The sequence below is a fragment of the Streptomyces sp. NPDC048277 genome, from assembly GCF_040652235.1.
Classification (GTDB): Bacteria; Actinomycetota; Actinomycetes; order Streptomycetales; family Streptomycetaceae; genus Streptomyces.
In genome coordinates this window covers 236042-257788 of sequence record NZ_JBEZLQ010000009.1, presented here as the reverse complement: position 1 = coordinate 257788, position 21747 = coordinate 236042, and the positions used below count along the sequence as shown (strand labels likewise).

General features: G+C 71.3%; 21 protein-coding genes. 5 read left to right on the top strand and 16 right to left on the bottom strand.

Annotated elements, in window-relative coordinates; translation table 11 throughout:
- Positions 1-87: 87 nt before the first annotated feature.
- Positions 88-639, top strand: coding sequence for a DUF1697 domain-containing protein (locus tag AB0D85_RS21545; protein WP_362322424.1), 552 nt, complete (start codon positions 88-90; stop codon positions 637-639).
- 152 nt (positions 640-791) lie between these two features.
- Positions 792-3416, top strand: coding sequence for a fibronectin type III domain-containing protein (locus AB0D85_RS21540; protein WP_362322422.1), 2625 nt, complete (start codon positions 792-794; stop codon positions 3414-3416).
- A gap of 173 nt (positions 3417-3589) precedes the next feature.
- Here the strand turns inward: AB0D85_RS21540 and AB0D85_RS21535 are convergent, their stop codons facing one another.
- From AB0D85_RS21535 to AB0D85_RS21465, 15 genes are all read right to left on the bottom strand, one after another.
- The gene (locus tag AB0D85_RS21535; RefSeq protein ID WP_362322420.1) at positions 3590-4330 is read right to left on the bottom strand and encodes a sirohydrochlorin chelatase; all 741 of its coding nucleotides are present in this window, start codon (positions 4328-4330) and stop codon (positions 3590-3592) included.
- Positions 4331-4335: 5 nt separating this feature from the next.
- Positions 4336-5214 carry an ABC transporter permease gene (locus AB0D85_RS21530; protein ID WP_362322418.1) on the bottom strand — a complete coding sequence of 293 codons (879 nt, stop codon included), beginning with the start codon at positions 5212-5214 and terminating at the stop codon, positions 4336-4338.
- Entirely contained in the window at positions 5201-5986 is a 786-nt protein-coding gene (locus AB0D85_RS21525; RefSeq protein ID WP_362322416.1) for an ABC transporter ATP-binding protein, read from the bottom strand. The genes AB0D85_RS21530 and AB0D85_RS21525 overlap by 14 nt, the downstream gene beginning before the upstream one ends.
- A 32-nt stretch (positions 5987-6018) precedes the next feature.
- Positions 6019-7122 carry an aliphatic sulfonate ABC transporter substrate-binding protein gene (locus AB0D85_RS21520; RefSeq protein WP_362322414.1) on the bottom strand — a complete coding sequence of 368 codons (1104 nt, stop codon included), beginning with the start codon at positions 7120-7122 and terminating at the stop codon, positions 6019-6021.
- A 222-nt stretch (positions 7123-7344) separates the two neighbouring features.
- Positions 7345-8682, bottom strand: coding sequence for a GTP-binding protein (locus AB0D85_RS21515; RefSeq protein ID WP_362322412.1), 1338 nt, complete (start codon positions 8680-8682; stop codon positions 7345-7347).
- Positions 8683-8684: 2 nt separating this feature from the next.
- Positions 8685-9623, bottom strand: coding sequence for a sulfate adenylyltransferase subunit CysD (gene cysD / locus AB0D85_RS21510; RefSeq protein WP_362322410.1), 939 nt, complete (start codon positions 9621-9623; stop codon positions 8685-8687).
- Complete coding sequence (cysC, locus tag AB0D85_RS21505) at positions 9620-10207, bottom strand: adenylyl-sulfate kinase (protein WP_362322408.1); 588 nt, start codon at positions 10205-10207, stop codon at positions 9620-9622. The genes cysD and cysC overlap by 4 nt, the downstream gene beginning before the upstream one ends.
- Positions 10204-10914 carry a phosphoadenylyl-sulfate reductase gene (locus AB0D85_RS21500; protein ID WP_362322405.1) on the bottom strand — a complete coding sequence of 237 codons (711 nt, stop codon included), beginning with the start codon at positions 10912-10914 and terminating at the stop codon, positions 10204-10206. Before AB0D85_RS21500 ends, cysC begins: the two co-directional genes overlap by 4 nt.
- Positions 10911-11090 (bottom strand): hypothetical protein, encoded by a 180-nt coding sequence (locus AB0D85_RS21495; protein WP_362322403.1) that lies wholly within the window; start codon positions 11088-11090, stop codon positions 10911-10913. Before AB0D85_RS21495 ends, AB0D85_RS21500 begins: the two co-directional genes overlap by 4 nt.
- Positions 11087-12784, bottom strand: coding sequence for a nitrite/sulfite reductase (locus tag AB0D85_RS21490; protein WP_362322401.1), 1698 nt, complete (start codon positions 12782-12784; stop codon positions 11087-11089). Before AB0D85_RS21490 ends, AB0D85_RS21495 begins: the two co-directional genes overlap by 4 nt.
- A gap of 126 nt (positions 12785-12910) precedes the next feature.
- Positions 12911-12994 carry a putative leader peptide gene (locus AB0D85_RS21485; RefSeq protein WP_309500612.1) on the bottom strand — a complete coding sequence of 28 codons (84 nt, stop codon included), beginning with the start codon at positions 12992-12994 and terminating at the stop codon, positions 12911-12913.
- A gap of 109 nt (positions 12995-13103) precedes the next feature.
- Positions 13104-13688, bottom strand: coding sequence for a GNAT family N-acetyltransferase (locus AB0D85_RS21480; protein WP_362322399.1), 585 nt, complete (start codon positions 13686-13688; stop codon positions 13104-13106).
- Between the two features lie 75 nt (positions 13689-13763).
- The gene (locus tag AB0D85_RS21475; protein ID WP_362322397.1) at positions 13764-15098 is read right to left on the bottom strand and encodes a hypothetical protein; all 1335 of its coding nucleotides are present in this window, start codon (positions 15096-15098) and stop codon (positions 13764-13766) included.
- Positions 15099-15307: 209 nt separating this feature from the next.
- Entirely contained in the window at positions 15308-16585 is a 1278-nt protein-coding gene (locus AB0D85_RS21470) for a GAF domain-containing protein (RefSeq protein ID WP_362322395.1), read from the bottom strand.
- Positions 16586-16897: 312 nt separating this feature from the next.
- On the bottom strand, positions 16898-18535 hold the full coding sequence (locus tag AB0D85_RS21465) for an acyl-CoA dehydrogenase family protein (RefSeq protein ID WP_362322393.1): 1638 nt from the start codon (positions 18533-18535) through the stop codon (positions 16898-16900).
- 151 nt (positions 18536-18686) lie between these two features.
- Here AB0D85_RS21465 and AB0D85_RS21460 point away from each other — a divergent pair, with 151 nt between their 5' ends.
- Together AB0D85_RS21460 and AB0D85_RS21455 are read left to right on the top strand one after the other, a co-directional pair.
- The gene (locus AB0D85_RS21460; RefSeq protein ID WP_362322391.1) at positions 18687-19838 is read left to right on the top strand and encodes a YihY/virulence factor BrkB family protein; all 1152 of its coding nucleotides are present in this window, start codon (positions 18687-18689) and stop codon (positions 19836-19838) included.
- Positions 19839-19871: 33 nt separating this feature from the next.
- Positions 19872-20543 carry a DUF6597 domain-containing transcriptional factor gene (locus tag AB0D85_RS21455; protein ID WP_362322389.1) on the top strand — a complete coding sequence of 224 codons (672 nt, stop codon included), beginning with the start codon at positions 19872-19874 and terminating at the stop codon, positions 20541-20543.
- Here AB0D85_RS21455 and AB0D85_RS21450 read toward each other — a convergent pair.
- Positions 20532-20927, bottom strand: a complete 396-nt coding sequence (locus AB0D85_RS21450) for a VOC family protein (protein ID WP_362322388.1) — start codon at positions 20925-20927, stop codon at positions 20532-20534. The genes AB0D85_RS21455 and AB0D85_RS21450 overlap by 12 nt on opposite strands.
- A gap of 148 nt (positions 20928-21075) precedes the next feature.
- On the opposite strand from AB0D85_RS21450, the gene AB0D85_RS21445 reads away from it, so the two are divergent.
- A complete protein-coding gene (locus AB0D85_RS21445; RefSeq protein ID WP_362322385.1) occupies positions 21076-21726 on the top strand; it encodes a ThuA domain-containing protein in 651 nt (216 codons plus the stop codon).
- Positions 21727-21747: the final 21 nt, after the last annotated feature.

The following is a 21747-nucleotide window of genomic DNA, read 5'->3' as shown; positions in this document are numbered from 1 at the left end:
CGGCCAGAGTTTCGGGCAGTCCGGGTTGCCCGGCGCGGCCGTCGTGCCCACCCCCACGGGGCACGACGGCCGTTCTAAGCTGTTCGAGTGACGACGTATGCGGCGCTGCTGCGCGGGATCAACGTGGGCGGCAAGAAGAAGCTTCCGATGGCCGAGCTGCGCGCACTGATGGCCGGTCTCGGGTACGACTCCGTGCAGACCTATCTGCAGAGCGGGCAGGCCGTCTTCGCCTCCGGCCACGGGGACGCGGAGTCCCTGGCCGTCGAACTGGCCGGGGCGATCGAGGAGCGGTTCGGCTTCTCCGTCGACGTGCTCGTCCGCGACCACGCCTATCTGAAGGCGATCGCCGAGGCCTGCCCGTTCCCGGCCGCCGAACTGGAGGGCAAGCAGCTGCACGTCACCTACTTCTCCGGGCCGGTCGCCCCGGAGCGCTTCGCGGACGTCGACCCGGCCGTGCACCTCCCGGAGGAGTTCCGCCTGGGCGACCGCGCGCTGTACCTGTACGCCCCGGACGGCCTCGGCCGCTCCAAGCTGGCGGAGGCGCTGTCCCGGCCCCGGGTCAACAAGGGGCTGATCGCCACGACCCGGAACTGGAACACGGTCGTCAAACTGGTGGAGCTGACCACCCCGGGGGCGTGACCTTCCGCGGCCCAAGATCTCAACCGCTCCGATGAATCAAGGGAGTTGGCCGGTTCGTCGCGGGCAATCCCGTCGCATTCATTGACTCGGGCATCCAAGTGCTCCTACCTTTCCCGGCGTTGGGTACAGGCTGATCCCACGGGAGGGACAACATGCCCACGCACCGAAGAGCTGCCCTGGTCACCTTCGCCGCCGCCGTTCTCACCCTCGCCACCCCGGGGCTCGCCGCCCCCGCCCCGGCGGCCGTAGCCGCGGCCTCCTCCGACGTCTATGTCTCACCCACCGGCGACGACCACGCCGACGGCACCGCCCGCCACCCCGTCCGCACCCTGGACCGCGCCCGCGACCTGGTCCGGGCCAGGGTCGCCGGGCTGCGGGCCGACCTCACCGTGCACCTCGCCCCGGGCACCTACCGCCGTACGAAGCCCCTCGTCCTCGACGCCCGGGACTCCGGAGCCAACGGCCACCGGGTGATCTGGCAGGGCAGCGGCGACGGCACCCTGGTCAGCGGCGGCCGCCGGGTGACCGGCTGGCAGCGGGTGCCGGGCCGGGCCGGGCTGTGGTCCGCGCCCGCGCCCCAAGGGCTCGCCGACACCCGGCAGTTGTACGTGGACGGGGTGCGGGCGCAGCGGGCCCGCGGAGCCGTTCCGGTGACGCTCACCCAGACCGGCACCGGCTACACCGCCTCCTCGGACACGATCGCGCACTGGAAGCACCCCGCCGACGCCGAGTTCGTATACACCAGCGGTGAAGCCCTCTGGAACATCGAGCGCAACGGGCTCGGCCAGTGGACCGAGCCGCGCTGCCGTATCGCCGCCGCCGAGGGCACCACGATCACCATGACCCAGCCCTGCTGGGACAACTCCAACAAGCGGGTGGAATTCCCCGACATCCCCGGCCGCACCGTCAGCATGGTCGGCCCGGGCAAGCTCACCAACGGCGGCAAGCCGTCGTACGTCGAGAACGCCTACGAACTCCTCGACCAGCCCGGCGAGTGGTACCTCGACCGGAGCGCCCACCGGGTCTACTACCTGCCCCGCAAGGGCGAACACCTGGCCGGCGCCGACGTCGAGGCCGCCGCGGCCGAGAAACTCGTCGAGGGGCGGGGCACGGCGGACGCGCCCGTGCACGACATCGCCTTCCGCGGCATCGAGTTCGGGTACGCCACCTGGCTGACCCCGTCCACCCCCGAGGGCTTCTCCGAGATCCAGGCCGGCTACACCGTCACCGGGGACCAGGGCTGGGCCACCCAGGGGCTGTGTCAGTACGTGGCGGGCGGCACCTGCCCGTTCGCGTCCTGGACGAAGATGCCGGGCAACGTGACGTTCGCGTACGGGCGGCACATCGAGTTCGCCGACGACGTCTTCGCCCATCTCGGCGCGTCCGGACTGGAGTTGGGGGCGGGGTCGGCGGACTCCACCGTCAGCGGGAGCGTCTTCACCGACATCTCCGGGAACGGCGTCGAGATCGGCGGGGTCGACGGGCAGACCCCCGCCTCCGGCGTCCAGGTGACGGACAACCACCTCTACGGGCTGCCCCGCGAGTACCACGGCGGGGTCGCGATCCTCAACGGCTACACCGAGCACGACACCATCGCCCACAACCAGATCGACCATGTCGGCTACTCGGCCGTCTCCATGGGCTGGGGCGGCTGGCCCGACAAGATCGGCGACGCGGCCACCCCGAACCCCAGCCACGACAACGCCGTACGGAACAACCTGATCTTCGACTACATGCAGATGCTCGACGACGGCGGCGGCGTCTACACCCAGGGTCTGACCGGCACCTCCATGACGGACGGCGAGCAGGTCACCGGGAACGTCATCCACGACCAGTGGGGCCTCGGCAAGAACGTCTACACCGACAACGGCTGCACCTACGAGACCGTCGAGGGCAACGTCCTCTACCACGCCTCCTACGCCAACGTGGCCTCCCGGCACACCGACTACCGCGACGGCCTCGGCAACAACGACCCGACCCTGGTCAAGGGCAACTGGTGGGAGGAGGGCACCGCCGACGGCGACAGCAAGGGACTGGTCACCACCGGGAACACGATCATGACGGGACTGTCCGACGTACCGTCGGACGTCCTCGGCAACGCGGGACTCGAGCCCTCCTACCGGCACCTCCTCGACCGCCGGACCGGCGCCCTCTCCGTCCCCGAGGCACCCTCCCGGGTCGGGACCGCCACGGCCGGTGCCGACGCGCTGTGGGTGACCTTCAACCCGGCCTTCGCGGACGGCGGTTCACCGGTGACCGGCTACACCGCCCGGGCCTACGACGCGACAGGCAGCCAGGTCGCCGAACAGAGCGTCTCCGCAGCCGAGTTCAAGCGGACCGCCCTGATACGCCTCGGCGTTGCCGCGGGCGGCCCGGTCACCGTCACGGTCACCGCCCGCAACGCCCAGGGCGAGAGCGCCCCCTCGCTCGCCTCGGCGCCGCTGGCCCCGACCGCCGCGACCACCCTCCCGGCCGCACCGACCGCCCCCAAGCTCCGCACGTCGGCCACCGCGGCCACCCTCGCCTGGACCCCGCCGACCGACACCGGCGACGCCAGGGTGACCGGCTACCGGGTGACCGTCTCCGACGGCCGTGCCCCGATCGACGTCACCGGGCGGGACGTGCTGGTGACCCAGCCCTCGGCCAAGGGCATGTTCCGGGTGATCGGCGCGCTGGAACCCGGCACGGCCTACACCGTGACCGTCGCAGCCGTCACCGCGGCCGGCGTCGGACCCGCGGCGACGGTCACCGCGACCACCCGATCAACTGCCCAATAAGGACAAGTCGTTGGGAAACTGAACCGGTAAAGCCCCAGGTGTGACACCTTCGCCGCATCGGACGCTGAAGTAAGAGCCGGCCACGGCAGGAAGGCTCGCGAGAGCCCCGCCGTAGGCCGGCCGTTCGCGGTCCGACGCCACAGGGGAGCGCCGGACCGCGAACCCTGATCTGTTCAGGCCCCGACGGCCGCCAGCGCCGGGCGCCGCGCGGCGTCGTACCGCTGCAGCAGGACCCGGGCCACCTCCGGCGCCGGGCCGAGCACCTCGGCCAGGACGTCCGCCTCAGCCGCGCCCCGGGCGATCCGGTCGGGCAGGAAGCCGGGAGCCAGGACGTACGGGGCCACGGCCACCCGGGCACAGCCCAGCTCCCGGAGTTCGCGTACCGCGTCCTCGGTGCGGGGGAGGGATGCGGAGGCGAACGCAGGCCGCACGGCGCACCAACCGGTGTGCCGCCACTCCCGCGCGATGTCTGCGATCACTGCGATCGCCTCCGGGTCGGAGGACCCCGCCGAGGCCAGCACGACCCCGGTCGAGGACTTGTCGGCGGGGGTCAGCCCCGCCTCGTACAACCGTCGTTCGAGGGCCGACAGCAGCAACGGGGACGGGCCCAGTACCTCCGCCTGCCGGATCCGCAGCTGCGGCGGCGCGTCCCGCAGGACCGCCGGGATGTCGGCCTTCGCGTGGAACGCGCGGGTGAGCAGCAGCGGCAGCGCCACGACATCCCGTACGCCCTCCGCCGCCAGTGACTCCAGCGCTCCGTGCACGGACGGGATGTTGAAGTCCAGGAAGCCGGTCTCCACGCGCAGCCCGGGCCGCAGCGACCGTACCCGCCGTACCAGGGCGTGCACGGTCGCGGCGTGCCGCGGATCGCGGCTGCCGTGGGCGATGACGAGGAGAACCGGCTTGCTGTACATGGACCTCAGCTCTTCACCAGCAGCCCGCGGCTGCGCAGTACCCACCGCTCCAGCGGGCTGAAGATCAGCAGGTCGATCGCGATGCCGACGAACAGGATCAGGATGATGGCCTCGAACACCATGGCCATGTCGCTGGCGGTGCGCGCGTTCTCCAGCAGCTGGCCGAGGCCCACGCCGAGGTCGGGGAAGCTCGCGATGATCTCCGCCGCCATCAGCGAGCGCCAGGAGAACGCCCAGCCCTGCTTCAGGCCCGCCACATAGCCGGGCAGCGCCGCGGGGAGCACGACGTGCCAGATGCCCTTCACGCCCGTCGCGCCCATGGTGCGTCCCGCCCGCAGGAACAGCGGCGGCACCTGGTCGACGCCGGAGACGAGGCCGTTGGCGATGGAGGGGACCGCGCCGAGCAGGATCACGGCGTACATCATCGAGTTGTTCAGGCCCAGCCAGATCACGGCCGGCGGCACCCACGCCACCGACGGCAGCGACTGGAGGCCGGACAGGATCGGTCCGATCGCCGCCCGCACGAACTTCACCCGCGCCACCAGCAGACCCAGCGGGGTGCCGATGACCAGCGCGAAGAGGAAGCCGAGGAGGCCGCGGCTGACGCTGGTCCAGATGTAACCGAGCAGGTCGCCCTTCAGCCAGGCGTCCTTGAACTCGCTCGCCACGGCACCGGGCGAGGGCAGCTTGGAGGGGTCGTCGACGATGGGGTACAGGATGTACCAGGCGACGACGACCACCGCGAGCGCGATGATCGGCGGCAGGATCTTGTTGACGAAGGTCTGCCGGAGGGTCGGGCGGCTGGTGGTCGCCGTCTCCAGGGCGTCGAGGCCGGCCTCGACACTTCCGGCGTCCTTGGCCGGAGTCGTCTCAGTGCTGGCCATGGCGGCGGATCTCCCCACGCAGTACATCGGTGATCTCAAGGGACAGTTCGGCCACGGGCGCGTCCTCGATACGGCGCGGCTGCGGGATGCCGACCTCCCACTCGCGGGCGATCCGGCCCGGCCGGGAGGACAGCAGGATCACCCGCTGGGCGAGCCGCACCGCCTCGCGCACGTTGTGCGTGACGAACAGGACGGAGAGCCCGGTCTCCTCCCAGATCCGGGTCAGCTCGTCGTGCAGCACGTCCCGCGTGATGGCGTCCAGCGCCGAGAACGGCTCGTCCATCAGCAGCAGCTTGCTCTCCTGCGCGAGCGAACGGGCCAGGGCGGCGCGCTGGCGCATACCGCCCGACAGCTCGTGGACGCGCTTGCCGTACGCGCCCTTCAGCCGGACCAGTTCGAGCAGCCGCTCGGCCTTGTCCCGGCGGTCGTTCTTGGGAACTCCCCTGAGCTTGAGGGCGAGTTCGATGTTCTTGCCCGCGGTCAGCCACGGGAAGAGGGCGTGCTCCTGGAACATCAGGGCCGGGCGGCCGTCCGTGGTGATGGCTCCGGCGCTGGGCTTGTCCAGGCCCGCCACCAGGTTCAGCAGCGTGGACTTGCCGCAGCCCGAGGCCCCCAGGAGGGTGACGAACTCACCCGGAGCGACATCGAGGCTGATGTCGTCCAGGACGAGCTGCTGCCCACCCGGAGTCGCGAAGGACTTCGAGACATGCTCAAGGCGTGCCGCGTACTCCACCGACTCGCCGGCCTTGGCGAGTGTCGTGGTCGTGGCCATGGTCGTCACCTCCTGGGGTCCGTCGGTGGGTGTCAGCTGCTGCCGAGACCGGCGTCGTCGACCGTGCTCTCACCCGCGGCCTTGAGGACCTTGTTGAGGAGGGTCAGGTCGTAGATGCCCTTGAGGTTCGGCTTCTCCAGCAGACCGGCCTTGACCGCGTGCTCGGCCTCGGTGTCGAGGGTGGCGGCCAGCGGGTCGTTGGTGATCTGGATCGACGACCACGCCGAGTTCAGGACGGCGTCCGGCAGCGCCTTGCCGGAGTCGATCGCCAGCTGCTTGTTCGCGGCGGCCTTCGCCTGGTCGGGGTTGGCGTTGATCCACTTGTTGGTCTCGACCGAGCCCTTGAGGACCGCCTCGACGACCTTCGGGTGCGCCTTGAGGAACTTCTGCGACACGATGATGTTCGTGATCACGAACTTCTTGTCGGGCCACAGCGTGGACTCGTCGAGGAGCACCTTGCCGCCCTCGGCGACCAGCTTGGACGCGGTCGGCTCCGGCACCCAGGCGCCGTCGATGGAGCCCGCCTTGAACGCGTCCGGGGTGATCTTGTTGTCGGTGCGGACGACCGTGACGTCACCCTTGCCGCTCTGCGCGTCGACCTTCCAGCCCTGGTCGGCGATCCAGTTGAGGAACGCCACGTCCTGCGTGTTGCCCAGCTGAGGCGTCGCGATCTTCTTGCCCTTGACGTCCGCCAGCGACTTGATCTTCTTCGGGTTGACGACCAGCTTCACGCCGCCCGAGGCCGAACCGCCGATGATCTTCAGGTCGGTGCCGTTGGACTTGGTGTAACCGTTGATCGACGGGGAGGGGCCGATCCAGCCGATGTCGATCGAGCCGGAGTTGAGCGCCTCGATCTCGGAGGGCCCGGCGTTGAAGACCGCGTACTTCGCCTGGGTGGCGCCGAGCTCCTTCTGGAAGAAGCCCTTCTGGTTGCCGACCAGCGCGGTCGCGTGGGTCAGGTTGCCGAAGTAGCCGATCTTGACGGTGTCGAGGCCGTCGATCTTCTTGGACCCGGCGGCGACCTTCGTGGTCTCGCTCTTGTCGGACTGGGACCCGTAGCCGCAGGCGGCGAGGGTGAGCAGCGGGAGCGCGGCTATCACCGCGAGGGTACGGCGAACGGCAGTTGAAGCAGGCACGGGAGGTGTTCCTCTCGGAGGCCCGGCGGTCACGGTCTCTCAGGTCGTGGCCGGGAGGTCGGCAGGTCTGCGTCTACGGCGGTGGGGGGTGAGGGCGCGCAAGCGGTGCGCGTACGTCAACGCACACATCGCGCCACCCCGCCCTGCCCGCTGCCGAGCGCGCCGCTGCCCACGCGGCCGCCCTCCTTCGCGAACGTCGAGTAGACGTCGGTCACCGTCATGTCAGAAGTCCCAGCCGTCGTCTTCGGTCTCGTCCTTGACCGGCTCGGGGGACGCGAACGACTCGCCGACCATGCCCGCGGTGAGCGTGGTGCCGTCGGCGGGGTCGATCAGGATGAACGAGCCGGTGCGGCGCGAGTCGGCGTAGGAGTCGACCGGCAGCGGCTCGGCGGTACGGATCTTCACCCGGCCGATGTCGTTGGCGACGAGCTGCCCCGGGTGCGGGTGCAGGGACAGGTCGTCGAGCGTGAGACGGGACGGGATGTCCTTGACGATCGCCTTGACCGTGCGGGTGCCGTGCTTGAGCAGCACCCGGTGCCCGACGGTCAGCGGCTGGTCGGCCACGTGGCAGACGGTCGCCTCGACGTCCTGGGTGGTCGCCGGGGCGTCCTTGGTCGGGACGATCAGGTCGCCGCGCGAGACGTCGATGTCGTCCGTGAGCAGGATGGTCACCGACTGGGTGGTCCACGCCGTGCCGACCGGCTTGCCGAGCAGGTCGATGCCGGAGACCGTCGTCGTACGGCCGGACGGCAGGACCGTGACGGCCTCGCCGACGTGGAAGGAGCCGGCCGCGATCTGGCCGGCGTAGCCCCGGTAGTCCGGGTGTTCGGCGGTCTGCGGGCGGATCACGTACTGCACGGGCAGCCGGGCGTGGCAGTGCGCCAGGTCGTGGCTGACCGGGACGGTCTCCAGGTGCTCCAGGACGGTCGGGCCGCCGTACCAGTCCATGTTCGCGGACGGCTCCACGACGTTGTCGCCGACGAGCGCCGAGATCGGGATCGCGGTGATCTCCGGGACGCCCAGCTCGGTCGCGTACGCCGTGAACTCCTCGGCGATCCCGGCGAAGATGGCCTCCTGGTAGCCGACCAGGTCCATCTTGTTGACGGCGAGGACGACGTGCGGGACGCGCAGCAGCGCGGCGATCGCGGCGTGCCGGCGGGTCTGCTCGACGACGCCGTTGCGGGCGTCGACGAGGACCACGGTCAGCTCGGCGGTGGAGGCACCCGTCACCATGTTGCGGGTGTACTGCACATGGCCGGGCGTGTCGGCGAGGATGAAGCGGCGCTTCGGGGTGGCGAAGTAGCGGTAGGCCACGTCGATGGTGATGCCCTGCTCGCGCTCGGCCCGCAGACCGTCGGTGAGCAGCGCGAGGTCGGGGGCGTCCTGGCCGCGGCTCGCGGAGGCGCGCTCCACGGCCTCCAGCTGGTCGGCGAGGACCGACTTGGAGTCGTGCAGCAGCCGTCCGACGAGGGTGGACTTGCCGTCGTCGACCGAGCCGGCGGTCGCGAAACGCAGCAGGGTCGTCTCGGCGAGGCCGAGTTCCGTGGTGCTGGTGCTCATGTCTAGAAGTACCCCTCGCGCTTGCGGTCTTCCATCGCGGCCTCGGAGAGCTTGTCGTCGGCGCGGGTGGCGCCGCGCTCGGTGAGCCGGGAGGCGGCGATCTCGGTGATCACGGCGTCCAGCGTGCCGGCGTCGGAGTCGACGGCGCCGGTGCAGGACATGTCGCCGACGGTCCGGTAGCGCACCTGCCGCTTCTCGACGGTCTCGCCGCCCTTCGGGCCGCCCCACTCGCCGGCGGTCAGCCACATGCCGTTGCGCTGGAACACCTCACGCTCGTGCGCGAAGTAGATCTGCGGCAGCTCGATGCCCTCGCGGGCGATGTACTGCCAGACGTCCAGTTCGGTCCAGTTGGAGAGGGGGAAGACGCGGACGTGTTCGCCGGGGGCGTGCCGGCCGTTGTAGAGGTTCCACAGCTCGGGGCGCTGGCGGCGCGGGTCCCACTGGGAGAACTCGTCGCGCAGGGAGAACACGCGCTCCTTGGCGCGGGCCTTCTCCTCGTCACGCCGGCCGCCGCCGAAGACCGCGTCGAACTTCTCGCTCTGGATCCGCTCGGTCAGCGGCAGCGTCTGCAGCGGGTTGCGGACGCCGTCCGGACGCTCCTTGAGCACACCCCGGTCGATGTAGTCCTGGACGGAGGCCACGTGCAGCCGCAGTCCGTGCTTCTCGACCGTGCGGTCCCGGTACTCCAGTACCTCGGGGAAGTTGTGCCCGGTGTCCACGTGCAGCAGCGAGAACGGGACGGCCGCCGGGGCGAAGGCCTTGAGCGCCAGGTGCAGCATGACGATGGAGTCCTTGCCGCCGGAGAACAGGATCACCGGCCGCTCGAACTCGCCCGCCACCTCGCGGAAGATATGGACCGCCTCGGACTCCAGCGCGTCCAGGTGGGACACGGTGTACGGGGTGCCCGTGCCCTCCTCGTGGGTCGCCACGGTCGTCGTCATGCCAGTCCCTTCTCGCTCAGCAGGGCGTGCACCGACGCCGCGGACTCCTGCACGGTCTGGTGCTGCGACTCGATCCGCAGATCGGGCGTCTCGGGCTCCTCGTACGGGTCGTCGACGCCCGTCAGGCCGCTCAGTTCACCGGCGGCCTGCTTGGCGTACAGACCCTTCACATCGCGTACGGAGCACACCTCGACCGGGGTCGCCACGTGCACCTCGACATACGCGGTGCCGTTCTCGTCGTGCCGCTTGCGCACCGCCTCGCGGCTGTCCGCGTAGGGGGCGATCACCGGGACGAGGGCCTTGACGCCGTTGCGTGCCAGAAGTTCGGCGACGAAGCCGATGCGCTGCACGTTGGTGTGCCGGTCCTCGCGGCTGAAGCCGAGGCCCGCCGAGATGAACTCGCGGATCTCGTCGCCGTCGAGCACCTCGACGCGCTGGCCCTCCGCGCGCAGCCGGCCCGCCAGCTCGTACGCGATGGTGGTCTTGCCGGCACTCGGCAGACCCGTGAGCCAGACGGTGGCTCCGGTCGTCACGTTGTTCTCCTGGTTCGTCGAATCGTTCGTCGATGGCCCGGTGGTCGTCATTCGTGCAGCCCGCACTCGGTCTTGGCCCGTCCCGCCCAGCGGCCGGCGCGGGCGTCCTCGCCCTCCAGGACCCGGCGGGTGCAGGGGGCGCAGCCGACGGAGGTGTAGCCGTCCATCAGCAGCGGGTTGGTCAGCACGCCGTGTTCGGCGACGTAGTCGTCGACGTCGTCCTGGGTCCAGCGGGCGATCGGGGAGATCTTGACCTTCTGCCGCTTCTCGTCCCAGCCGACGACCGGGGTGTTCGCGCGGGTCTCGGACTCGTCGCGGCGCAGCCCGGTCGCCCAGGCCGTGTACTTGGTCAGGCCCCGCTCCAGCGGCTGGACCTTGCGGAGCTTGCAGCACAGGTCGGGGTCGCGGTCGTGCAGCTTCGGGCCGTACTCCGCGTCCTGCTCGGCGACCGTCTGGCGCGGGGTGAGGGTGATGACGTTGACGTCCATCACGGCCTCGACCGCGTCCCGGGTGCCGATGGTCTCCGGGAAGTGGTAGCCGGTGTCGAGGAAGACGACGTCGACGCCCTTCTGGACGCGCGACGCCAGATGGGCCACCACCGCGTCCTCCATGGAGGAGGTCACGCAGAAGCCCTTGCCGAAGGTGTCCACCGCCCACTGGAGGATCTCCAGGGCGGAGGCGTCTTCGAGATCGCGGCCGGCCTGTTCGGCCAGCGCCTTCAACTCCTCGGTGGTTCGCTCTTGCTGAGCGGTCGTCATATCCGTTCCCCTCCAGCATCGGAGTGCTTCAGTCCCTGGGCGAGCAGCCCGAGGAACTTCAGCTGGAATGCGCGGTTGCAGGCCGCGCATTCCCAGGAGCCGTGGCCCTGCTCGCTGGGACGCAGGTCCTCGTCCCCGCAGTAGGGGCAGTAGAAGGGGGCGGCCCGCTCGCTCATGAGAGGGCCTCCTCACTGGCGCGGGACGCCCAGGCGGCGAACCGCTCGCCGTCCTCGCGCTCCGCCTGGAAGCGCTTGAGCACCCGCTCGACGTAGTCCGGCAGCTCGTCCGAGGTCACCTTGAGGCCGCGGACCTTGCGGCCGAAGCCGGCCTCCAGGCCCAGGGCGCCGCCGAGGTGCACCTGGTAGCCCTCGACCTGGTTGCCCTGGTCGTCGAGGACCAGCTGGCCCTTGAGACCGATGTCCGCGACCTGGATACGGGCGCAGGCGTTCGGGCAGCCGTTGAGGTTGATGGTGAGCGGCTCGTCGAACTCCGGGAGGCGGCGCTCCAGCTCGTCGATCAGGGCGCTGCCGCGCTGCTTGGTCTCGACGATGGCGAGCTTGCAGTACTCGATGCCGGTGCAGGCCATCGTGCCGCGCCGGAACGGGGACGGCTCGGCGGTCAGGTCGAGCGCCTGCAGGGCCTCGACCAGCGACTCGACCTGCGCCTCCGTCACATCGAGGATGATCATCTTCTGCTCGACGGTGGTGCGCACCCGGCCCGAGCCGTGCGCCTCGGCGAGGTCGGCGATCTTCGCCAGGGTGGCGCCGTCCACGCGGCCGACGCGCGGGGCGAAGCCGACGTAGAAGTTGCCGTCCTGCTGGCGGTGCACACCGACGTGGTCGCGCCAGCGGGACACGGGCTCGGCGGGCGCGGGGCCGTCGACGAGCGCGCGCTTGAGGTACTCGTCCTGGAGCACCTGGCGGAACTTCTCCGGGCCCCAGTCGGCGACCAGGAACTTCAGCCGGGCGCGGGTGCGCAGCCGCCGGTAGCCGTAGTCGCGGAAGATGCCGATCACGCCGGCCCAGACGTCCGGGACCTCGTTCAGCGGCACCCAGGCGCCGAGCCGGACGCCGATCTTCGGGTTGGTGGACAGGCCGCCGCCGACCCACAGGTCGAAGCCGGGGCCGTGCTCGGGGTGCTCGACACCGACGAACGCCACGTCGTTGATCTCGTGCACGACGTCCAGCAGCGGGGAGCCGGAGATCGCCGTCTTGAACTTGCGCGGCAGGTTGGAGAACTCCTTGCTGCCGATGTACCGCTCGTGGATCTCGTCGATGGCCCAGGTGCCGTCGATGATCTCGTCCTCGGCGATACCGGCGACCGGCGAGCCGATCACGACACGCGGGCAGTCGCCGCACGCCTCCGTGGTGGACAGGCCGACGGCCTCCAGGCGGTTCCAGATCTCGGGAACGTCCTCGATGCGGATCCAGTGCAGCTGGATGTTCTGCCGGTCGGTGATGTCCGCGCTGCCCCGCGCGAACTCCTGCGAGATCTCGCCGATCACCCGCAGCTGCTGGGTGGTGAGGCGGCCGCCGTCGATCCGCACCCGCAGCATGAAGTACTTGTCGTCCAGCTCCTCCGGCTCCAGGACGGCGGTCTTGCCGCCGTCGATGCCGGGCTTGCGCTGGGTGTACAGGCCCCACCAGCGCATACGTCCGCGCAGGTCGTTGGGGTCGATCGAGTCGAAACCGCGCTTGGAGTAGATCGTCTCAATGCGTGTCCGCACATTGAGACCGTCGTCGTCCTTCTTGAACTGTTCGTTCCCGTTGAGCGGGGTGTAGTGGCCCATGGCCCACTGACCCTCGCCACGGTGACGGCTCACCTTGCGGCGGGGCGCGGAGGCGTCAGGGTTCTGCGGGGTGGCGGCCATGGTGATATACGTCCTTCGGACAGGTGGGAAGCGGCTCTGACCTGCGCGTGCGGGCGCACGGGGGCGTGTCTGCGCAACATTGCGCGACGGGAGGTCTGGACAGGGAGGCGCGGCGGTGCTGTGCTCTCAGCCCGCCGGACAGATGGCGCTGGACATGCGGCCGAGGTCGACGTGCCGCCGACTCACCAAGGCAATCCCAGTTCCAGACATGACGGAAGCGTGTCACGCGGATCTCCGGCCAGTCCACCATCGTCCGGCATTCGGACGAATCTATTCTGAATGGTGAGACGGAGTGTTGTGCGTCACGCCCCCGGCGCGTTTAGGGGCGCGTACCGGAAACGGCGCCGGGCCACGGACCGGGCGCCGATACGTCCGGTTCCTCCTCGACCTTCGTGTCGAAGAGCCTGAAGCCGCGCCGCTGGTAGTTCGCCATCGCGTGCTCGCCGTCCAGGCTGCAGGTGTGCAGCCACACCCGCTTCGTCGGCGGCCGCTCGGCCCACCGCTCCGCCAGGTCCCAGGCGCGGGCGGCGCCGTACGAGAGCAGGTGCCCGCCGATGCGGCGGCCGCGGAACGCCGGGATCAGGCCGAAGTAGGCGATCTCCACCACGCCGTCGTCCTGCGGGTCGAGTTCGACGTACCCCGCCGGGGTGCCCCGGTCGTAGGCGACCCAGGTCTCCGTGCCCGGCCGCTCCAGGTACTGCTGCCACCGGTCGTAGCTCCAGCTCAGCCGGTCGGTCCAGCGGATGTCGCCGCCGACCGAGGCGTACAGGAAGCGGCTGAACTCGGGGGAGGGGACCTCGGAGCGGACGATCCGGACCGCGTCCCCGTCGGGGGCGGCGGCGGGGAGGAGGTCGGCGGGGGACGTCTGCTCCAGGGACCAGGTGGTCACGACGATGCTGCTCATGGGGGCCAGGCAATCATTCCGGCCCCGGCCCTGTCGACAGCGGGCCTCCCCGGAGGGCCCGCGGTGGGCGATCCGTTATCCGAGTGACGCGTCGATCGAGCGCAGCGGCACCGAGAACAGCATGCGGTCCGAGACCGACCACACCTCGCCCGTGTCCGGTGCGTAGGAGAGCGAGCCGGTGCCCGTCGCCCAGCAGCGGTGCGAGGCGTCCGAGCCGCAGTCGGCCGCCCGCGCGCCCTTCGTGTCCTGGCGCCACAGACTGCCGTGGCCGTCCATCGCGCCGGGCAGATGGCCGACGTACCACTCGGAGCCCGTCGCGCCCGGCGGACGGTACGACAGGACGCCCCTGATCTCGGACGCCCCGGTCCGGTACGCCTCGACCGCGTCCGCCCGGCCGAAGGTGTCCGTGGCCAGCAGTCCGTCCCGCTTCGGGCTCTCGTCGAACGCGTACCGCCACAGCCGGGCCCGCCGGTCGCTGCCGGCGGGGGTCCACTCGCCGAGGACCAGGCTGTCCGGGGCCGTGCCGCGGTCCACGGAGAGCGCGCTCGGACAGGGCGCGCCGTCCTCGGCGCAGACTCCGGAGGTGAACCGGTACGAGCCCACGGCGGGCATCACGTACCGGAAGCCGTCGGCCGACCAGCCGCCGGGCACCCGGCCGATCGCCTCGCTGAGCATCGAGGTGCGCTGGATGCGGTTCAGGTCGTAGACGTAGAGGGCGTCTGCGCTGCCCAGGGTGGTGGTGACCAGCAGCTTGTCCTCGTACCAGACCATGCCGGAGATCCCCGAGGTCAGGCCCCGGTAGGTGCTGCCGTCGGCGCTGGGCACGGTCAGCAGGACCCAGGCGTAGGAGGGGTGGGCGGAGCCGTTCGCGTTGATCACGGCTACCCGGGCCAGGCCCCGGGAGGCGGCGGGGCCGGTGGAGGTGCTGTGCGTCCAGCCGGCCAGGACGACACGGTTGGCGCCCCACAGGCCGTCGTCGTCCGCCTCGGAGGAGGTGGTCACCGAGGCCGGCCGCCAGTCGTCGGTGAGGGTGTCGGTGGGGTCCCAGCAGTACGCCGCGTCGGCCGCCGGGGTGACCGGCAGCGAGTCCTGCTCGCCGGAGTCGCAGTCGGCCGCCTCCCGCAGGCTGTGGTCGGCGCTCGCCAGGACGTCGGCCACCCCGACCGTGCCGCCCATCGCCGAGGCGAGCCGGTCCAGCGAGCGGCGCGGCACCAGGCGCTCCTGGAGCTGCAGCTGCGCGGTGTCGGCGGCGGAGGTGAGCGGCTTCAGCGCGCCGGGGTCCTCGGCGACCGTGGCCTGTGAGGTGCTGACGATGGTGGCGGTCGCGGTGAGTGCGAGGGCGGTCCCGGCCAAGGCGGCGCGCAGTGCCGCGCCCCGCCTGCGTCGCCGGTGTCTGCCGCGATGCTTCATGTCTCCTCCCGAGCGGGCCAACTGCGCCTGATGGTCCGTACGTTGACCGAGGAGCAGGTGGGGAGGCCCGTACCCGGATGCTACGGCAGTCGGGGCCGCCGTATCTCGAAGACCCCGCAAATACACGGAAGATACCTCCGTGGATGCCCTGGATGTGGTGAATGTGCCCCGGGGTTCCGGTGTTCACGGGGCGTCAGGGGCCGGGGTGTTCAGCTGGGCCGGAGGTCCGGTCCTCTGCCCGCCGCCACCGCCGGGGCGGTCGAGTGCGGCAGCAGGTCGCGCGGGTCGTCGGGGAGCAGCACCTCGATCTCCGCGTCCTCGCGGAAGCGGTACGGCCGGTGTTCCAGGAGGGCCCCGAGATACCGCCGGATCCTGGACATCTCGGCGCGCACGGTCACCGTCCGTGAGGCGTCCCCGAAGACGTCCTCGGCCAGTCCGGCCGCGCTGCGCCCGGACCGCCGCACCGCCAGCAGATACAGCAACTCGGCGTGCCGGGGGCTCAGTTCACGGGACCAGGAGCCCGCGCCGCCGCCCACCGTCACCGAGGGCCGGCGCGACCGGGCCAGGTCCAGCACGAGCCGGCCCCCGCCGGCCGGCGCCGGCTCGTCCACCGCCCGCAGCAACCAGCCCCCGGCCAGCGGTTCCACCGAGCACAGCCCGAGCGCGTGCAGCCACCGGCGGCCCGGCGTCAGGGACTTGGGCAGCGCGAGCCGCCGCGGATACGGCATTCCGGTGACGGCCGCGGTCCAGCCGTCCCGGTCGACCACCAGCGCGCGCCCGCCCAGCCCGGCCAGCACCGGTGCCGCGACCGCGCGCAGCCGTTCCAGCGCGTCCAGATGCAGCTCCCGCAGCCGGGCCTCGGCGAGCTTGGCCACCGAGTTCACCCAGGCCAGGGTCGCCGGATGCATGGTCTCCAGCGGGCCGCTGACGTCCACCACGCCGAGCAGGGCGCCGTCCCTGGGGTCGGTGATCGGGGCGCCGGAACAGGTCCAGGAGGCGTGCGAGCGGACGAAGTGCTCGGCCGCGAAGACCTGCACGGGCCGGCGCACCACCGCCGGGGTGCCGATCCCGTTGGTGCCGACGACGTCTTCGCGCCAGTCGGCGCCGAGTTCGAAGCCCAGCCCGTCCGCCTTGCGCAGCACCGGCGAGGAACCCTCCCGCCACAGCACCCGGCCGTCGGCATCGGCCACCACCATGATGTGCTGGGCGACGTCCGCGACCGAAAGCAGCCCCTCGCGCAGCACCGGCAGCACGTCCTTGAGCGGTGACTCCTCACGTCTGCGCCGGACCTCGTCCGCGGACAGCAGCCCCGAACGGAAGTCGTGGTCGGGGTCGACGCCGCTGCGCAGCATCCGCCCCCAGGACTGCTCGATCACCGGCCGGGGCGAGAGCCGCCCACGCTGTCCGGCGAGTCTGGCCTCGCGCACCTCGCTCAGCATCCGCGCCGCCTGCGCCGCGTCCACCGCGGCGAGTCGCGCCACGTCCATCGGCGGGTTCCCCACTGAGGTCCTCCCGGGCAGTCCTCGGAAATGGCATGGAAGAGCGTTGTCAAGCCGTCCGGGCGGCGGTTTCCGGTCCGACTGCGCGTCTTATACTGCCGTTTTCCGTTGGCGGAGGCACACAGTCCGCACACAGTCACCGAGATGTTGCAACCCCTTGCAACCCTGGTGAACGGACCGGGGGTGGCCGAAACTTGAGCCGACGACGCCTCGCAGGGCGCCGTCAGCGGCCTCGAACGGGCCACGTGACGGGGGTGGTGCCGTGTCGGCGCAGCACCACCCCCGTACCGGCCGGTTGCTTCAGCGCACCGATCGGGCCCTGTCGACCACCGCGGCCAGGTCCAGCCCGCCCGGCAGCGTGCCGAAGCACGCACCCCGGTCGTTGCCCAGCCGCGACGCGCAGAAGGCGTCCGCCACGTCCGAAGGCGCGAACCGCACCAGCAGCGAACCCTGCAGGACCGTCGCCAGCCGTTCCACGAGCCGTCGCGCCCGGCCCTCCATGCCCTCCAGGTCGGCCAGTTCGGAGAACAGGTCCTTGACCGCGCGGTCCAGGCGGTGGTCGGCTCCGTGCGACCGGCCGATCTCCTGGAGGTAGGCGTCCAGGGCGCCCGGTTCGCGCTGCAGGGCTCGCAGGACGTCCAGGGCCTGGATGTTGCCGGCGCCCTCCCAGACCGAGTTGAGCGGGGACTCGCGGACCAGCCGGGGCAGCCCGGACTCCTCCACATAGCCGTTGCCGCCCAGGCATTCGGCCGCCTCCACGGTCACCGGCGTACAGCGTTTGGTCACCCAGTACTTGGCGGCCGGCAAGGCCAGCCGCAGCAGGGCCCGTTCGGCCTCGCTCCCGTCGTCGTAGGCGGCGGCCAGCCGGAGCCCGAGCGCCGTCGCGGCCTCCGACTCGATCGCGAGGTCGGCCAGGACGTTGCGCATCAGCGGCTTGTCGGACAGCTTCCCGCCGAACGCCTCCCGGTGCGTGCAGTGGTGCACGGCCTGGGCCACCGCCTGCCGCATCAGCCCCGCCGAGCCCAGCACACAGTCCAGCCGGGTCGCGGCGACCATCTCGATGATGGTCCGCACCCCGCGCCCCTCCTCGCCCACGCGCCGCGCCCAGGTCCCGTCGAACTCGACCTCGCCCGACGCGTTCGACCGGTTGCCGAGCTTGTCCTTGAGCCGCTGGAGGAGGAAGACGTTGCGGGTGCCGTCCGCCAGCACGCGGGGCACCAGGAAGCAGGTCGGTCCTTCCGGCGCCTGCGCCAGCACCAGGAAGCCGTCCGACATCGGTGCCGAGCAGAACCACTTGTGTCCGGTGAGCGTGTACGTCCCGGGCTCGGCGAGCGGGACGGCGGCGGTCGTGTTCGCGCGTACGTCGCTGCCGCCCTGCTTCTCCGTCATGCCCATGCCGAAGAGGGCGCCGGCCTTCAGGGCGGCGGGCCGCAGCTCGCGGTCGTAGATCGTCGACGTCAGCAGCGGCTCCCAGACGGCGGCCAGCTCCGGGTCGGCGCGCAGCGCGGGCACCGCCGCGTTCGTCATCGACAGCGGGCAGCAGTTCCCGGCCTCGACCTGGGTCCAGACCAGGAACGCGGCCGCGCGCCGGACGTGCCCGGACGGCCGTACCCAGCCGGTGGTCAGGCCCGCGCCCACGCCCTTGCCGAGCAGCCGGTGCCAGGCCGGATGGAACTCGACCTCGTCGACACGGTGCCCGTAGCGGTCGTGGGTGCGCAGCCGCGGCGGGTGCTCGTTCGCCTGCGCACCCCACTCCTGGACCTGCGCCGAGCCCGCCGAGCGGCCGATCACCGACAGTTCCTCGCGCACCTCGTCCAGCAGCTCGGGGGCGGTGTGCCGCTCGACGGCCCCGACCAGGGCGTGATCGGCGGCGAAAAGGTCGTATCCGACCAGCGGAGGCGGCTGGTTCGTCACGGCATGAGTGGTGTTGCCCGACATATCTGCGAACCTACCCGGAGGGACGGCGGTGGTCCCCAGCGTGACACAGCGGCACCGCAGGTCGCGTCGTAAGATCACACCTGGTTTCGGAAGATCACGGTCAGGGCCCCGGGAGATGAGTACCGCCCCGGACGGCGGATACCGTTAGGGCGTGCAGCCAGCAAGCGATACCCCCGAGCGGCCCTCCGGCCGGCTCCATCGGGCCAGAGCCCTCTACCGGAACGTCTCCAAGCGCAGGACGGCCTGGCTGCTGCTCAAGGACACCGTCAACTCCTGCATGGAGTACCGCATCCTCGGCCTCGCCGCCGAGGCCGCCTTCTTCACCCTGCTGTCCGTCCCGCCGCTGCTGCTCAGCCTCATCGGACTGCTCGCCTACGTCGACGACTGGACCGGCGCCCACACCATCGCCAGCCTCCAGACCAACCTCCTGGACGCCTCCCGCACGGTCCTGTCCGACAAGGGCGTGCGGGAGATCGCGCAGCCGATCCTGCACGACGTGGTGCGCGGCGGCCGCCCCGACGTCATCTCCATCGGCTTCCTGTTCGCCCTGTGGTCGGGCTCCCGCGCGGTGAACGTCTTCATCGACACGATCACCGTGATGTACGGCCTCGACGGCGTCCGGGGCATCGTGAAGACCCGGATCGTCTCCTTCCTGCTCTTCATCGCCGCGCTGCTGATCGGCTCGGTCGCGCTGCCGCTGATGGTGGCCGGACCGGACGCGGTGGTCGGGCTCGTGCCCTGGTCGGAGACGCTCGTCCAGGTCCTGTACTGGCCGGTCGTGATGGTCCTCTCCATCGTCTTCCTGACCACGCTGTACCACGTGTCCGTGCCGGTCCGCTCCCCGTGGATCGAGGACGTGCCCGGTGCCCTGGTCGCCCTGGGCATGTGGGTCCTCGGCAGCTTCCTGCTGCGCATCTACCTCACCCACACCATCGAGGGCGCCACGATCTACGGCTCCCTCGCCGCGTCCGTCGCCGTGCTCCTGTGGATCGGCGTGTCGGCCTTCGCCGTGCTGGTCGGCGCCGCGGTGAACGCCGCGATCGACCGGGTCTGGCCGGCCGCCGCGACCGCCGCGGCCCGCGCCGCCAACGAGCGGCTGCGCGAGGTCCAGGTCGCCGAGTACGTCGCCCGTGCCGCCGCGGCCCGCGAGGCGGACCCCGGCGATCCCGACGACCCCGATATGCCCTCCGAGTTCCCGGAACGCTGGTCCCGCTTCCTGCCCCCCGAGGACGTCACGGCCCGGCTGCGCACCCACGTGAGGAGCAGCCACCCGCCGCACAAGCCGGGGAGCAAGGGCAACTGAGCCGCCGGGGCGGGGGCGCTTACGCTGGCGTGTGTGTACAGGGAAAGGGCGTCCCGGCTCGCCGGCGCGGTCGTCTGGACGAACACCCCTTCTGCCGCCGGGCCGGGGCGCGTGCTGCCCGACGGGTGCATGGATCTGCTCTGGCACGACGGACGGCTGTTGGTCGCCGGTCCCGACACGCGTGCGTACGTCACTCCGGGCGACGCAGGAGCGTGGGTGGGCCTTCGCTTCCGTCCCGGGACCGCGCCCGCCTTCCTTGGTGTGCCGGCCCATGAACTCCTCGATCGGCGCGTCGAGTTGAGTGATCTGTGGCCGGCCTCCGCGGTACGGCGGCTGTGCGCCCGCGTGGACCGCGCCGCCGATCCCGCCGCCGAGCTCGAAGCGATCGCGCTCGAACGGGACGTGTCCCCCGACCCGTTGCTGTCCAGGCTCGTCGAAGCTCTCGACGCGGGGCGCCCCGTGGCCGCCGTCGCCGACGAACTCGGTCTGGGCGCCCGCCAGGTGCACCGCCGCTCCGTCGTGTCCTTCGGCTACGGTCCCAAGACGCTCGCCCGGGTGCTCCGGATGCAGCGGGCGCTCTCGCTCGCCCGGGCCGGGGTGCCGCTCGCGGAGACGGCCGTTCGGGCGGGGTACGCGGATCAGCCGCATCTCTCCCGTGAGGTAAGGGAACTGGCGGGTGTGCCGCTGACCGGGCTACTGCGGTAGCGGGGCGAACAGGTCGACGCCGTTGCCGTCGGGGTCGTGCACCGTGGCGTACCGCTGGCCCCAGAAGGCGTCCCACGGTGTGAGTTCGCCGTGGTGGCCGGCGGCGACCAGGTCCTCGTACAGCGCGTCCACCTCGGCGGGCGACCCGCAGCGGAAGGCGAGCGACACCCGGCCGCCGCCGGCCGGCGGGTGCCAGGCCGGGTGGAAGGAGCGGATGGTGTCCTCCGTGTCCAGGGCGAGGGTGAGGCCGCCGGGCAACTCGGCCTCGACATGCGGCTGTTCCTCGGCGCCGGGCGGGAAGTCCAGGCCGAGACGGCGGTAGAAGGCGAGGGACGCGGCCAGGTCGGAGGCGACGAGACCGATCACGGCGAATCGTGGAGTCATGGGATCACCGTAGGCAGGGGACCGGCCCTCGGTCTTGAACGAATCGGACCCGGCCCGGGCGAAGGCCACCGGACCACCCGGACGCCCGGGCGGGCAGCCGGGGCGCCCGGCCTTTGAGTCCTCGCGGTCCGTGGGTGACCATGCGGGCATGGCCCTTCGACTGCTTCTCCACACCCGCACCACCGGCTACCGCCACGACTCCATCCCCGACGGCATCGCCGCCGTACGGGAGTTCACCGATTTCGACGTGGACGCCACCGAAGACCCGGCCGCGCTCGAACAGCCGCTGGACGGGTACGCGGCGGTCGTGTTCCTCTCCACCAGCGGCGAGATCCTGACCCCGGCGGGGCGCGCGCGGCTCGCCTCCTACGTCGAGGCGGGCGGTGGGTTCGCCGGCGTGCACGCGGCGGCCTGCACCGAGTACGACTGGCCGTACTACGGCGAACTCCTCGGTGCCCGCTTCGACCGCCACCCCGAGTACCAGCCGGGCAAGGTGATCGTCGAGGACCACGGGCATCCGGCGACCCGGCACCTGCCCGCCGTCTGGGACTTCACCGACGAGTGGTACGACTTCCGCGACAACCCGCGCGGCCGGGTGCGGGTACTGCTGCGCGCCGACGAGACGTCGTACGACGGGGGCGGGTCGGGGGACGACCATCCGCTGGCCTGGTGCCGGGAGCAGGGGGCCGGACGGGTGTTCTACACGGCCCTGGGACACGCCCCGGAGGCCTACCGGGATCCGGACTTCCTGGCCCATCTGCACGGCGGTCTCGCCTGGGCCGCACGGCTCGGCCAGTGACGTTTCTCCGGTGAACCCGGT

Coding starts and splice junctions, on each gene's coding strand:
- AB0D85_RS21540 (WP_362322422.1), top strand. CDS start 792: ATGCCCACGCACCGAAGAGCTGCCCTGGTCACCTTCGCCGCCGCCGTT.
- AB0D85_RS21535 (WP_362322420.1), bottom strand. CDS start 4,330: ATGTACAGCAAGCCGGTTCTCCTCGTCATCGCCCACGGCAGCCGCGAT.
- AB0D85_RS21530 (WP_362322418.1), bottom strand. CDS start 5,214: ATGGCCAGCACTGAGACGACTCCGGCCAAGGACGCCGGAAGTGTCGAG.
- AB0D85_RS21525 (WP_362322416.1), bottom strand. CDS start 5,986: ATGGCCACGACCACGACACTCGCCAAGGCCGGCGAGTCGGTGGAGTAC.
- AB0D85_RS21515 (WP_362322412.1), bottom strand. CDS start 8,682: ATGAGCACCAGCACCACGGAACTCGGCCTCGCCGAGACGACCCTGCTG.
- cysD (WP_362322410.1), bottom strand. CDS start 9,623: ATGACGACGACCGTGGCGACCCACGAGGAGGGCACGGGCACCCCGTAC.
- cysC (WP_362322408.1), bottom strand. CDS start 10,207: ATGACGACCACCGGGCCATCGACGAACGATTCGACGAACCAGGAGAAC.
- AB0D85_RS21500 (WP_362322405.1), bottom strand. CDS start 10,914: ATGACGACCGCTCAGCAAGAGCGAACCACCGAGGAGTTGAAGGCGCTG.
- AB0D85_RS21495 (WP_362322403.1), bottom strand. CDS start 11,090: ATGAGCGAGCGGGCCGCCCCCTTCTACTGCCCCTACTGCGGGGACGAG.
- AB0D85_RS21490 (WP_362322401.1), bottom strand. CDS start 12,784: ATGGCCGCCACCCCGCAGAACCCTGACGCCTCCGCGCCCCGCCGCAAG.
- AB0D85_RS21485 (WP_309500612.1), bottom strand. CDS start 12,994: ATGTCTGGAACTGGGATTGCCTTGGTGAGTCGGCGGCACGTCGACCTC.
- AB0D85_RS21480 (WP_362322399.1), bottom strand. CDS start 13,688: ATGAGCAGCATCGTCGTGACCACCTGGTCCCTGGAGCAGACGTCCCCC.
- AB0D85_RS21475 (WP_362322397.1), bottom strand. CDS start 15,098: ATGAAGCATCGCGGCAGACACCGGCGACGCAGGCGGGGCGCGGCACTG.
- AB0D85_RS21470 (WP_362322395.1), bottom strand. CDS start 16,585: ATGGACGTGGCGCGACTCGCCGCGGTGGACGCGGCGCAGGCGGCGCGG.
- AB0D85_RS21465 (WP_362322393.1), bottom strand. CDS start 18,535: ATGTCGGGCAACACCACTCATGCCGTGACGAACCAGCCGCCTCCGCTG.
- AB0D85_RS21450 (WP_362322388.1), bottom strand. CDS start 20,927: ATGACTCCACGATTCGCCGTGATCGGTCTCGTCGCCTCCGACCTGGCC.
- AB0D85_RS21445 (WP_362322385.1), top strand. CDS start 21,076: ATGGCCCTTCGACTGCTTCTCCACACCCGCACCACCGGCTACCGCCAC.